Genomic DNA, 13,388 nt, shown 5'->3' with positions numbered 1-13,388 from the left:
TGTGCGTATCCAGGCGGATTGCCTGGCGCGGTAGGCGCGAATTTATTCGCAGTGCGCGGCTAAATCTGGCCTACATTCACAATTACCGACAAAATAATACTGACTATATACTCGTTTTGGTTTGCAGCCCACGCGAAATGCCGGAAACTACGCCGTTTTTTTGCTATCATGATACTCCTCTGTTTATCCGATAAACCCCAAACACCATGCGTTTCATACACACCGCGGACTGGCATCTGGGCCGCGTTTTTCATAATGCGTCATTGCTGGAAGACCAACAACATATACTCGACCAGCTGATCCTGACTGTTGAGCAACGTCAGCCGGATGCGCTGATCGTCGCCGGCGATGTCTATGACAAAGCCATTCCTTCGGAAGGGGCGATACGCCTGCTGGAGGACTTCATCCAGCAGGTCGGCGGGGCGTTGAATGTGCCGCTCATCATGATCAGCGGCAATCACGACAGCGGCGCCCGCCTGAGCTTCGCCTCCGGCCTGCTGGCCAAGGCCTCGGTGCATATCGTCGGCAAGGCCGAGCTCGAAACCCGGCCGATCATCCTAACCGACGAACACGGCGAGGTGTATTTTTACCCCCTGCCCTATCTGTCGCCGCTGGCGGCCAGGTCCCTGTACCGAGACGCCGATATCAAGACTCATCAGGATGTTATCCGGCGTCAAATTGACTGCATAAACGCCGAACACCCCACCGATAAACGCAAGGTATTGATCATGCATGAATTCGTCGGCGGCGCCGAGGAAAGCGACTCGGAGCGCCAGTTGACCGTCGGCGGCGCCTCGCAGATCGACGCCGGCATCCTGCGGGATTTCGATTATGTCGCGATGGGGCATCTGCATAGACCCCAGGCCACGGGCGGCGATCATATCCGCTATTCGGGCTCGTTGCTGAAATACAGTTTCAGCGAAGTCCATCATCACAAGGGCGTGACCGAGGTAGTGCTGGACGGCGACGGTTTTGCCGAATGCTTGTCGGTGCCGCTGCAGCCCTTACGCAACATGCGCATCGTTCGCGGCAGACTGGAAGAGATTGTGCAACAGGCCCGCCTGGATGCCTGCAGCGACGATTATATCTGCGCCGAATTGTTGGACGAAGGCGCGCTGTACGAGCCGATGAGGCGCCTGCAGGAAGTCTACCCCAATACCCTGGAAATCAAATACGTCGTTCAAAGCAGCCCTCAAGGCATAAGCGGCGACAAAAGCTTTCACGAACTGCATAAACAGGATGTCACCGAACTGTTCGACGAATTTTACCGGCATGTTTGCGCGGAGCCGTTGAATGACCCTCAACGGCAATTCGTCAAGACGATCGTCGAACAGCTCGAACAGACAGATCATTAAAGGATCGACACGATGAGACCCTTGAAATTAACGCTCAGCGCCTTCGGCCCCTATGCCGGCGAGCAGCTATTCGATTTCCGGCTGCTGGAGGACCGCAACCTGTTTCTGATCAGCGGCGATATCGGCGCCGGCAAGACCACGATCTTCGATGCGATCTGCTGCGCCTTGTACGGGGAAACCTCCGGCGGAGAACGCACCGTCGAGGAAATGCGTTCACACCATGCCGATCCGGATACCCGCACCGAGATCACGCTGGAATTCGAGATCCAGGGCGAGCTTTATCGCGCCTGCTTTTCGCCGCGGCAAAGCATCCCGAAAAAACGCGGCGAAGGCTACACCGAACAAACCGTGCAATCGGCCTTGTACAAAATCGACTTTGTCGACCAGCCCGGCGAACAAGCCTTGCTGGTCAGCGAAAGCATCAGCAAGACCCGCCCTGAGATCGAAGCCTTGATCGGCTTCAACGTCCACCAGTTCCGCCAGGTGGTGATGCTGGCGCAAGGCAAGTTCAGGGAGCTATTGAATGCCAATTCGGCCGAACGCGAGGAAATCCTGAAAACCCTGGTCGATACCGAGTTCCTGTCCCGCTTCGAGCGCAAGCTGAAGACGCTGGAGACCGAATTGAAACAATCGGTCGTCAATCTCGAGGCGCAGATCAAGGGCCTGCTGAAAAGCGAGAATGTCGAACACGCCGATCAACTGCTGCCGCAAATCGAGGAGATCAAACGACAACGGCTAGATGCGGAACGGCAAATCGACGATGCCGAACGGCTACGGGGCAAGGCCGAAGCCGAGCTGAACGAGGCGACGGCGCTGAAAGACCTGTTTGCTCAGCAGCGGCAATTGCTGCTGTCCCGACAAGCGTTAGTCGAGCAAAAAGATCGCATCGAGGCGCTGGCCGCCGCGCTGCAACGGCACGGCGAGGCGGAAAAGCTCTGGCCGGATTACCGCTTATACGAAGAAGCCGACAAGGCGTTGAAATCGGCCGATGAGGCCTTGGCCGAGGCCCGACATGAACATGAGGCGCGGCAGCGCATCGCCATCGAGGCCACCGAACAATTAACGACATTGGAGCAAGAAAAACCGGCGCAGGAACAAAGAAAGCGGGAACTGCAGTCGCTGCGGCAAACCCATGCCGCACTCGCCTCGCTGGCCGGCGATAGGCAAAAACAGCATCAAGCGAATACATCGTTGCAAACGGCCCAACAAGCACTGAGCCAGGCCGAGACAAAACTGCAGGAACAACGCTCGGCATTGGAAAAAAGCGAAACGGAACTGGAAACCCTCGGTTCCTGCGACGCCGCGCTGCTGCAAACCCGGCATCACCTGGAAAAAAAGCAGGAACAACTGAAACAAATACAACGCATAGAGAACAAACAGCGCGAACTAGAAAACGCGACAAAAAAACTACGAGCCTTGCAACGACAGTTAGAGACACGGCAGCAAGAGGTCGATAGCTCGGCAGGCGCGCTGCAACAATTGGAACAGGCGCGCATGCAGGACATCGCTTCGCATCTGGCCGCGCAACTGCAACAGGGTCAGCCCTGCGCCGTCTGCGGCAGCCATGACCATCCCCTGCCCGCCACGCCGCCGGCGCATATTCCTGCCGATGAACAACTCGAGGCGGCCCGGCAAAACTTGCAGGCGGCAGAAAAGCAATTGTCGGAGATACGTCAAGACTTCGATCATCAACGGCGCGAACTGGACCGCATCGCCGGCGTCCTGGACGAGTTGAAGACAGTAGGCGCGGAGTCCGAAATCAGCCGCGACGACTGTCAGGCGGACATCGATCTACTGAAGCGTCAGGCCCATGAACTAACGTTGCAAGCCGAACAAAAACAACTGTTAAAGAACCGTCAAGGACAGTTGAAGACGGCGATCAAGAACGACGAAGACGCGCTGACCGGCTTGCGAACACGACTCGGCGAATGTCAGTCACAAGTCAGCACGCTGGCTGGGCAGATCCAAAGCCAATTGGAACGAATTCCCGAACTGTATCGGGATAAAGCCGACTTGAATCCGGAAATCGCGGCTCTGGAACGGCAAATCCAGCAGTTCGACCGCCGTCTCGACGAAGCGAGCCGCGCCCATCATGCCGCCCAGCAGCGGTTCAATACCGCCCAGGGTGTGCTGAACGGCGCGCAGAAACAACGTCTACAGGCATCCGCCGATTTCGAGAGCAAGCAAAGGCTGATTACCGGCTTGATCGAACAGTCGCCTTTTGCCGATATCGCCGCGTTGAAGTCATCCAAACTGACCGAACAAGAGGTCCGCAGTCAAACCGAGCAAGTGGAGCATTACCGTGAAGAAACACGGCGCATCGAAAGCCGCTTGGATGAATTGGCGACGCAATTGACAGGAAAAGCCAATCCGGATCTGGCGCCGTTGCAAGACGCCTATCGGCAGGCGCAGACGCACAAAAATGATTGCTTGGAACGCAGAATTCGCCTCGATGAACAGCATCGCGTACTGGATAAGCTGATCAACAAAATTGCCAAAGAACAACAAGCGTTGGAGGCCGCGACGCAGGAGTATGAACAGGCCAGCCATCTGTCCCGCATCGCCAACGGCAGCGGTCATCAGGGCAGCAAGCTCAGTTTCAGCCGCTATTTATTGGGCCGACTGCTCGATGAGATCCTGCAATCCGCCTCCAGCCGGCTGTATATCATGAGCGAAGGCCGTTATCGGCTGATCCGCAAATTGGACCAAGCCAACAAACGTTCGGCCTTCGGTCTGGACATCGAATTGACCGACGCCTATACCGGTCAAAAAAGATCGGTCAGCACTTTTTCCGGCGGCGAAGGCTTTTTGGCTTCTCTGTCGTTGGCCTTAGGCCTGAGCGAGGTGGTGCGCAGCAACGCCGGCGGCATACAGCTGGACACGCTGTTCATCGACGAAGGCTTCGGTTCATTGAACGACGAGGCGTTGGAACAGGCCATCAATGTGTTGACCATGCTCAGCGGCGACGGCCGCCTGGTCGGCGTGATCAGCCACGTCAACGAATTGAAGGAGCGCATCGACGCGCAATTGGTGGTCAGCAAAACCGCCAACGGCAGTTCGGCCGAGTTTGTGTTGTGATTTTACATCCATTGCACCGTAGGGCGCCGCCGAACAACGTGAAGCGCGCCAAGCCTCGATAATGTCCTTTCGCCTCATCGAGGTCAAAAGCCAAGCCTGCAACCATGTCAGGCGAATCAAGCCCAGCGGTTCCGCCAAAAACCTCGACGGTGCGCCTCCTTCGTCGGCAGCACCCTACATTCCTGCCATTCATTACCCGGTAGTGTGCCGCTGAACAACGTGAAGCGCACCAAAGCATCGATGATGTCCTTTCGCCTCATCGGGGTAAAGAACCTAGCCCTGTAAACATGCCAGACGGATCAAGCGCCAAAAATCTCATCGGTGCGCCTCCTTCGTCGGCAGCACCCTACATTCCTGCCATTCATTACCCGGTAGGGTGCCGCTGAACAACGTGAAGCGCACCAAAGCATCGATGATGTCCCTTCGCCTCATCGAGGTCCAAAGCCAAGCCTGCAACCATCTCAGGCGATCAAGCCCAGCGGTTCCGCCAAAAACCTCAACGGTGCGCCTCCTGCGTCGTCAGCACCCTACATTTCTAACATTTAAAACAATATCTTATTCTCCGGTCTCCAACTCAAAATCCCCCGCATGCCCCCAATTTTCCGAGTAAATTCCAGCCTTAACATAACGATGAAAGCTGGAATAGGGCCAATCGGAAACCTTTGCCACATAACCATGTTTGACCGGATTCCAATGAATATAATCGACATGCTGATTAAAATCGACTTGGTCGCGGATCATGTGCTCCCAGAACCGACGCTGCCAAATACCTCGCTCCCCTCGTTTTGATCGGCTGTTTATGACTCGCTCCCCTTCTTCCAGCGATCGGGAAAAATGGCCTTTCAGTAAATTCCAACGCGTCGAAAAATCGCTATCTCCCTCCGGCAACGTCCACATGCAATGCAAATGATCCGGCAAAACAACCACCGCATCGATGTTGAACGGATGACGCTGTTTCACATAACGGAAGGCCTGACGCAGGGTAGCGATATTGTCGAGCAACAGTGATCGTTTCTTTCTATCGGCCACAACCACGGTAAAAAACCAGCTGGCGCCGGGAATATAAAGCCTGTGATATTCGCTCATTGTGTGCTCTCAATAATTCAATCTAGTGGTGCGTCTCCTGCGTCGGCAGCACCCTACATCCCTGCCACTCGTGACCTTGTAGGGTGCCGCTGAACAACGTGAAGCGCACCAAGCCTCGATAATGCCCCTTCGCCTCATCGAGGTCAAAAGCCAAGCCTGCAACCATGTCAGGCAAATCAAGCCCAGACGGTGCGCCTCCTTCGTCGGCGGCACCCTACATTCCTGCCACTCGTGACCTTGAAGGGTGCCGCTGAACAACGTGAAGCGCACCAAGCCTCGATAATGCCCCTTCGCCTCATCGAGGTCATAAGCCAAACCTGCAACCATGTCAGGCGAATCAAGCCCAGACGGTGCGCCTCCTGCGTCGGCAGCACCCTACATTCCTGCCACTCGTGACCTTGTAGGGTGCCGCTGAACAACGTGAAGCGCACCAAGCCTCGATAATGCCCCTTCGCCTCATCGAGGTCAAAAGCCAAGCCTGCAACCATGTCAGGCAAATCAAGCCCAGACGGTGCGCCTCCTTCGTCGGCAGCACCCTACATCCATACCATGCGCAATAAGAAAACCGGCAAGCGATTAACCAAGCCGGAGACAAATGTTATAAAATTACCGCCCCCTGCAAACCATTTATCACGATGACCTATATCTGTCCTATTTGCCAAAGTCCGCTGCAGCAACATCTGCCTTCCAAAGGTTATTATTGCGAAAACAAACATCACTTCGACATCGCCAAGGAAGGCTATCTCAATCTGCTGCCGGTGCAGCATAAGAAATCGAAGGAACCGGGCGACAGCCGAGCCATGATGCGTTCCCGACGCAGTTTTCTCGAAGCCGGTTTCTATCAGCCTCTGGCTCAAACGATCACAGCCTTAATAGACCAACACCGAACGGTGCAGCCTCCGATGCATATCCTCGACATGGGCTGCGGCGAAGGTTATTACAGCCGGCAAATCGAAGCCTTGTGCCAACACCCCGAGCAGCTGGATTTACACGGCATCGATATCGCCAAAAATGCCATTTTGGCGGCCGCCAAGAAACAACCTAACGCCCATTTCATCGTCGCCAGCAACAAGCGCATGCCTTATGCCGATCATTATTTCGATCTGATCGTCATAGTTTACGCTCCGGCTAATGATGCCGAAGTCGTGCGTCTGTTGAAAACAGACGGCTTGTTGTTGACGGTGACGCCCGGCCCGCGCCATTTATGGCAATTGAAGGAGTTTATTTATAAAGAGGTCAAAGAGCATAAAGTCGAGATCGACTTGCCTGAGGGCTACGAACAAATCGACAGCCGACGACTCAGCTATACGATCACGCCCGACCAGGAACACCGCATGGCCTTATTGCAGATGACGCCGTTCGCATGGCGAGCCAAAGGCGAAATCCAGAGCCGTATTCAACGCGCCCAGGACTTGGAAATCGAAACCGATTTCATCATTACGCTGGCGACTAAACGTTGAACCTAGCATTTCAATGGTGCGATGCTCTCTATAACCGTCTAGGGCAAATCAAGCCCAGCGGTTCCGCCAAAAACTTCGACGGTGCGCCTCCTTCGTCGGCGGCACCCTACATTCCTGCCACTCGTGACCTTGTAGGGGGTGCCGCTGAACAACGTGAAGCGCACCAAGCCTCGATAATACTTTTCGCCTCATCGGGGTCAAAAAGCCAAGCCTGCAACCATATCAGGCGAATCAAGCGTTGCGGTTCCGCCAAAAACTTCGACGGTGCGCCTCCTGCGTCGGCAGCACCCTACATCCCTGCCACTCGTGACCTTGTAGGGTGCCGCTGAACAACGTGAAGCGCACCAAGCCTCGATAATGTCCTTTCGCCTCATCGAGGTCAAAAGCTAAGCCTGCAACCATATCAGGCGAATCAAGCCCAGCGGTTCCGCCAAAAAACTTGACGGTGCGCCTCCTTCGTCGGCAGCACCCTACATTCCTGCCATTCATGACCTTGTAGGGTGCCGCTGAACAACGTGAAGCGCACCAAGCCTCGATGATGCCCCTTCGCCTCATCGAGGTCAAAAGCCAAGCCTGTAACCATGTCAGGCGAATCAAGCCCAGCGGTTCGGCCAAAAACTTCGACGGTGCGCCTCCTGCGTCGGCAGCACCCTACATTCCTGCCATTCATGACCTTGTAGGGCGCCGCTGAACAACGTGAAGCGCACCAAGCATCGATAAGGCATTATCACGGTTGCACACCGGCCGATGGATTGTATGCCTCGCTCAATTCACGGAAAAAGGCGGCTCCGGCGTCGCTCAGCACATAATGGCCCCGACTGTTGATAAACATCAGGCCGCGGGCGACCAGATGATTGTTGATCTCCTCGTCGATGCCGCGTGATTTGCATAATTTACAGGTATGCAGGATGTCCAGATAGCGCTCTTCGCCGGCTGCAGCCGCCAGGTCTTTAGGGCGGATGCCGGCGCGATGGTCGGTCAGCACCTCGAACAGATAACCCTGCTCGGTGACGATGCGGCCGATTATGATCAGCAGCGCCTGGATCTTGATCGTCACGTCGTTGGCCTGTTCGCCGCCGAGCTCACGGATAAAGAAAAAACCGCCGTCTTGATGCACCAGCTCGAAATTGATGCGCTGATACAGCTGGCGGTATTCGTCGAAATTGATAAAAATCTCGTTATACAACGGATTTTCCTCCAGCTCGTTGCATTTGGCGAGATAGCGATGCTTGCTGATGACTTTGCCATTGATCAGCAGGTTGTAAATGGCTTGACTGAGTTCGTTGCTAATCATCGGATAACAGGCGTTTGTTGTATTCCAGGACGTGATTGTGATATCGGATCCGCCGCTGCGGCCGTTCGAATGCGACCTTTATTTTGAACTTAGCGCCATGCCGCTGCTTGAAGCAGCTGACGCCATAGAGCAGATAAGGCAATTGATAATCCCGCGACAGATGTTCGGCGAGATAATGGTGAAGTTCGGCATAGAGATCATCCACCGGCGGTTCGATATGGCATAGGTCGACCAGTTGTCTGATTCGGCGTTTCAAGGCGTTGTTCGGCTCGGTCAGCCGTTCCTTATCGAAGGTGGTGATCTCGGCCGGGCTGTCGCTGCGCCTGCGCGCCTGCCGGTTGACCAGATATTCGTTGAAATAAATCACATGATTGCGAGGATTCCATTCAATACGCGCATCCTGGGCCGCGGCATGAGTCTTCAGTCCGTTGAAATACAGCATGTCCTGCTCCAGCGCCTTGAAGATATATTTGTCTTTCAATTTCTCGGTGAAGGTGCCCTGCGCCAGCTGCTGCAAATGCAGATAAGCTTGTTCGATGGCGTTGTAGGTCAGCCGGTGCCGGCGCTCCTGGTGCAAATAACGCTGCAGCGTTTGTTTGACTTTCTCGACCGATTTGTAATGACTGAGGATCGACAGCTTATATTGGTCTATGTAATAGCTGTCGTCTTCATAGCCGCGGAGGTCGTAGAGTCTGCTAAGCTCGTCGATCAGGATCAGCGGCGCCTTGACCTTGCTGTATTCCCGGCTGTTCAGAAACTCCAGCGTCGGAATGATTTCGCGGTCGTAAATTTGCTTGACCTGCACCAGCATGTCTCGATGTTGGCGCGACTCATCGAGCGACAATAGCGTCGGATCATGATCCAGCCGTTTCGACAGGCGGTCGGCCTGATGCTGCAAATGGGCGGTGTTGTTCTGAATCTGGCTGTTGATCCTGCGCAGCAAATCGAACAGATGATCGCGTTGCTCCAGGAAGGCGATGTTGTCGTCGGCGAAGCTCAATGTTTGATGCTGACGATAGGCGTTTTCCAGCTGGATGCGGATGTTTTCCAACTCCGCGCTGCGCAATCCGCGCACCCGCTCCTTGTCGAACAACCTAAAGATATCGAGCACCGCCGGTTGCAAGGCGATCGTGCCGCGCGACTGATTGAATTCGGCGACGATGCCGGTCTTGATCAGGTTGTCCAGATCGAAGGCGTCGCCGAGACGTTCGCTCTCCGTTCTGCTGGCCAGACTCTCCAGCTTGGCGCGCAGACTGTTGAAAAAGACCTCGGCCGGCAAGTCCCGGCGCTGATTGCCGTCCATGTAGTCGATCAGTCTGAACATCAGCTCCTTATGCTCGATCAACAGGATCAGCGTACGGTCCAGGGCGACATGCATCATGCCGGGCGCTCCGTTTCCTGATACAGACGCTCCTGAAAATGATGAAACACGACATCGCGCTCGCCGCTGGCGTCGTACAGCGTGTTGACGTGAAAATCGTCCAGATGGATGTAATAATCGACCACTGAGACCACTTCCGCGGTGTCGGTGGGCGAGGCGCAGAACAGTGCGAAGCCGTGTTCGCCGGCGGCCTTGATCGCGGTGCGCTGATTGTATTCGTCCAGCGCCGTGAACTCGTCGAAAATCACCGGCAAGGTCAGCTTGCTGTCCTGCGCCAACAGATCGCCGAGCAGAATCGTCAACAAGGTGCAATTGATCAGGGCGTTGGTGCCGGTGCTCTGGTCCTTGTCTTCGCGTTGGTCGCGATGGGCCTTGCGATAGCTGTATTTAACATTTTTGATGATTTTGCCCATCTCCAGGATGCGATTGTCGCGCACGCCGGTGAAAAAATCCTCGCAGAAGGCATTCAGCCGTTGATACAAGGCGTCGTCATGAATATCGGTGGTGTTCAGATTGGTCTGCTCCAGCTCGTCGATCAGCTCCTCGAAACGCGGGTCCAGCTCGATTTCCACCCGGATGTCTTGCAGGTTGGAAACGGGATAGTGCTCGAATTGTTTGTTGACCTTGTTGATGAAGGCGCGAATATGGCTGCGGTTGCCGGTCAGCTCGGAAATCTTCGCGCCAGTCATCTTGTTATGTTCGATGACCCGGCTTTGCAGGGTTTCCAATTGATGCGGCAAGGCGACGAAAGTGTTGTTCAGCGCCACGAGGATGGCCTCTTGCTGTTCATCGCTGTAACTGCTGTAGGCGATCTCCACCGGCAGATGGAAATGACCGCACTGAACGAAGATGTTGATGTTCTCATCCAGGCCTTCCTTCAGTTTGACCAGTTTGGCCCGCTCCCCTTCCAGTTCGCTCAGGTCGGCGGCCGTAACACTGTCGACGGATTTAAATTCGGCGGTGTTCGCTTCCGGCGGCTTCAGACTCTGCAGGCGCTGAATCAGCGCCGTCGCCTCTTTCAAGCGCTTATGCAATGCTAGCAATTTTTCCTTGCCGGCGGCGTGCTCGCTGCGATTTTGTTCCAGTTCGACTTGGATCCGTTCCCGGTCTTTTTCCAGTTGCCCCCTGGCGTTTTCGAGCTCCTCGATTTCGACGGTTCTGGCCTGTTGCTGTTGCCGGGTCGATTCGATGCCGTTGACGATCAACAACTGTTCATGGATCTTGATTCTTTCTTGCTCGGCCTGCTGCAACTGCTGCTGTTGGGCGTCGCCGGAAGCGCTGGCGATTTTTTGCAGTTCCAGAATCTCTCTATCCAGTTGCAATAATGCTTGATCGAGCTGTACAAGCTCCCCTTGCAGTTGCTCCTTAAACTGCTGAGGCGACTTGACCGGCTCGCTGCCGAATGCTGCGCCGAGGAAATTCAGGCCATTCGCTTCGATGCTGAACAGATCGGCGAAACGTTCGATGGTTTCGCGTTGTCGCCCGTCGACATCGACGATCAATTCGGCGAACTGCCTATTCAGGTTGCTCAGCACCGCCGCGCTATGTTCATCGAGTTGACTGACCAGCAATTGCTGGTATTGCTCCAGCGCTTGTTTTTTGCGGCTGCGCTCGGCATTCTTGCTTTTTTGCACACCGACCTTGGCGCTCAGCGCCGCGATCGCCTGCTGATTGTCCTGAAGATGATCGATTTTCTGCTTCAGCGCCTCCTCCCGATCTTGCAACAGCTTGCGTAGCTCGATCAGTGACGCTTCGGGATATTGGTTGTGGATGTTCTCGAACTGCTCTACGGCCAGTTTCAACTGCTGACTATCCTTGTTCAAGGTCTTCAGCTGACCGCCCAATTCGCTGTGCTGTTTTTGCAGCTCGATGTCTTGTTGGCCGAGCCGTTGCTGTGAGGCATACAATCTGTCGACCTCGGGTTCGAGCTGCCCGACTAAGCGACGGCATTCCGTTTCGGTGTTGCGCAAACAAACATCATAGGCTGCGAACGTCGCGGCGAAGGCTTGTCTCTGCTCGTTCCGGCGTTGATGCATCGTCTGTAATTGACTGAAGTCGTCACGATAATTGGCGATCGCCTTCAGCTTATCCTGGCTCTGGCGCAGTTCGTTATAGTCATCCATAATCACCTGCAAATCCTGGTGCAGTTTGTCCTGGGTGTTGATTTTGCCGCTTTCGATGATCGTCGCGAAGGTGTCGGTCAGCCCCTTGGTGTCGGTCTTGGCGATTTCGAAGGTAAAATTCATCAGCTGGCGAAAGGCGCTCAATTCGCGCTCCATGCCGCCTTCCTTCAACGGAACCAGACAGTAACGGCCCTTGGCCCGCTGCAGCGGGCTATGGCTGAACAGCTTGTCCTTGATGTCTTTTTTAGTCTTCAGGATGACCGCGCCGGCCGCTTTATACTGCTGATACAGGGCAAGAATTTTAGGAATGCCCAGATCCGCCACCGGGCTGCCCAGCCCGTTATTAATCTCGGTGTTGTCGATATCCCAGAATTGCCCGCGGATCTCGTCATAAGCGCAGGGCAAAGCCAATCGCTGATAACCGAAGCTGCTGTTGGATTTGAACAGAATCAGGCAGAAAGGGCCGTGGATGTTTTCCGCCTCCAGAATCAGAAAACTGCTGTCGCTGGGGAAATAATAGCTGTAACTGTCTTCGCTGGAATACAGCTCCCCCTTCGATGACTTGAAGGCAAATTTACCCTTACAATCGTTGAAACTGATCTCCGGAAACAAATGCAGCTTCAACGCGTTCAGCAACGAAGTCTTGCCCAAATTGTTGCGTCCGAACAGCGCGCAATGGCGGTCTATGGGCAACTCGACATAACAGTAACTGATCGAGTTGATCGCGATCAGCTTATTGACCGCATAGGCGGTCTTTTTTTCCAATAATTCCAAATTTTCCAACATTATTCCTGTAAATACATTTCCTGTTCCAGCATGCGTTGCTGCCTGACGATCAGCTCTATGGCCGGCCGCAATGCCGGATAGTGATCGTGGTGCTTGCGCAAGGCCGGCAGATGCTTCTCCGCAAGCTTCAGCTTGGATTGAGCCAACAATTTTTCGGCGCAAGGCGGCAGCATAAAATGCAGCCGGGCATGATCGGTCAATTTATGCAAATTAGCAAATATTTCCAGCCCGCCTAGATCCAGGTCCAACAGGCAGTCGATCCGTTGATAACGATCGAAGAAGGCCTTGTTCAGACGGTTAGTGATCGCGTTGCCGGCGCCATGAGCGATATCGAGCTCGATGTCGGCGAAATCGGCATACTGATGGCGCAGAAAAGCTAGCGTGCGCTGTTTTTGCACGAAGTTTTCCTGGTTCTCGACAATCAGCAGGCGTTTCGCCAAGGCCATCGGCGTGTTAATGCCGTCCGCATCATTGATGACGACGACCGGATGCTCCTGCTGGCTAGGCCACAGGATGATCATCGCCCGACTGACCGGACGCTTATGACTATCGCCGGCGCGCGCGGCGCTGACTCTATCGTTGACTGGATAGACGGGGAAATCAGCCTGCAGCTGGGCGAACAATCGTCGGTCTAGGATGCTGATCCGGTAACGAGACCGGGAAGTCTTGTCGACGGCAAAGATCTTGAACAGCGTCTGATCGTCATAGCCTTGCCGATTCAGCAGCTGACGCAAACGATCGAAATTGACCGGTTTGGCGGCGATAATGTTATCGAGATAATGTGCAATCCGTTCGTCGAAAGCCAAGGCGTTCCCTCGTTCTTGT

General features: G+C 54.7%; 12 protein-coding genes. 3 read left to right on the top strand and 9 right to left on the bottom strand.

Annotation, left to right across the window (positions count from 1 at the left end; genetic code table 11):
* Positions 1–206 precede the first annotated feature (206 nt).
* Positions 207–1,355 (top strand): exonuclease SbcCD subunit D, encoded by a 1,149-nt coding sequence (locus Q9L42_RS12435; RefSeq protein ID WP_349431158.1) that lies wholly within the window; start codon positions 207–209, stop codon positions 1,353–1,355.
* A 12-nt stretch (positions 1,356–1,367) separates the two neighbouring features.
* A complete protein-coding gene (locus Q9L42_RS12430; RefSeq protein WP_349431157.1) occupies positions 1,368–4,433 on the top strand; it encodes an SMC family ATPase in 3,066 nt (1,021 codons plus the stop codon).
* 116 nt (positions 4,434–4,549) lie between these two features.
* On the opposite strand, the gene Q9L42_RS12425 is transcribed toward Q9L42_RS12430, so the two are convergent.
* From Q9L42_RS12425 to Q9L42_RS12415, 3 genes are all read right to left on the bottom strand, one after another.
* Positions 4,550–4,693, bottom strand: coding sequence for a hypothetical protein (locus tag Q9L42_RS12425; protein ID WP_305908079.1), 144 nt, complete (start codon positions 4,691–4,693; stop codon positions 4,550–4,552).
* A gap of 295 nt (positions 4,694–4,988) precedes the next feature.
* The gene (locus Q9L42_RS12420) at positions 4,989–5,519 is read right to left on the bottom strand and encodes an REP-associated tyrosine transposase (RefSeq protein ID WP_305908080.1); all 531 of its coding nucleotides are present in this window, start codon (positions 5,517–5,519) and stop codon (positions 4,989–4,991) included.
* 22 nt (positions 5,520–5,541) lie between these two features.
* Positions 5,542–5,694 (bottom strand): hypothetical protein, encoded by a 153-nt coding sequence (locus tag Q9L42_RS12415; protein WP_349431156.1) that lies wholly within the window; start codon positions 5,692–5,694, stop codon positions 5,542–5,544.
* Between the two features lie 460 nt (positions 5,695–6,154).
* On the opposite strand from Q9L42_RS12415, the gene rlmA reads away from it, so the two are divergent.
* Positions 6,155–6,979: a 23S rRNA (guanine(745)-N(1))-methyltransferase gene (rlmA, locus tag Q9L42_RS12410; protein ID WP_305908083.1), complete on the top strand. Its 825-nt coding sequence runs from the start codon at positions 6,155–6,157 to the stop codon at positions 6,977–6,979.
* Between the two features lie 231 nt (positions 6,980–7,210).
* Here the strand turns inward: rlmA and Q9L42_RS12405 are convergent, their stop codons facing one another.
* The 6 genes from Q9L42_RS12405 to Q9L42_RS12380 form a co-directional block, all read right to left on the bottom strand.
* Entirely contained in the window at positions 7,211–7,381 is a 171-nt protein-coding gene (locus Q9L42_RS12405; protein WP_305908084.1) for a hypothetical protein, read from the bottom strand.
* A 10-nt stretch (positions 7,382–7,391) separates the two neighbouring features.
* Positions 7,392–7,562: a hypothetical protein gene (locus tag Q9L42_RS12400; protein WP_305908085.1), complete on the bottom strand. Its 171-nt coding sequence runs from the start codon at positions 7,560–7,562 to the stop codon at positions 7,392–7,394.
* Positions 7,563–7,706: 144 nt separating this feature from the next.
* Positions 7,707–8,273: a condensin complex protein MksE gene (locus Q9L42_RS12395; protein ID WP_305908087.1), complete on the bottom strand. Its 567-nt coding sequence runs from the start codon at positions 8,271–8,273 to the stop codon at positions 7,707–7,709.
* Entirely contained in the window at positions 8,266–9,654 is a 1,389-nt protein-coding gene (locus tag Q9L42_RS12390; protein WP_305908088.1) for a hypothetical protein, read from the bottom strand. The genes Q9L42_RS12395 and Q9L42_RS12390 overlap by 8 nt, the downstream gene beginning before the upstream one ends.
* Positions 9,651–12,563, bottom strand: a complete 2,913-nt coding sequence (locus Q9L42_RS12385; protein WP_349431155.1) for a hypothetical protein — start codon at positions 12,561–12,563, stop codon at positions 9,651–9,653. The genes Q9L42_RS12390 and Q9L42_RS12385 overlap by 4 nt, the downstream gene beginning before the upstream one ends.
* A complete protein-coding gene (locus Q9L42_RS12380; protein WP_305908090.1) occupies positions 12,563–13,369 on the bottom strand; it encodes a hypothetical protein in 807 nt (268 codons plus the stop codon). The genes Q9L42_RS12385 and Q9L42_RS12380 overlap by 1 nt, the downstream gene beginning before the upstream one ends.
* Between the last annotated feature and the right edge of the window lie 19 nt (positions 13,370–13,388).

Origin of the sequence: Methylomarinum sp. Ch1-1 (genome assembly GCF_030717995.2) — a bacterium.
GTDB classification, from domain to species: Bacteria; Pseudomonadota; Gammaproteobacteria; order Methylococcales; family Methylomonadaceae; genus Methylomarinum; species Methylomarinum roseum.
The sequence above is the reverse complement of the archived record's forward strand: the minus strand, read 5'-3'. Positions and strand labels throughout refer to the sequence as shown.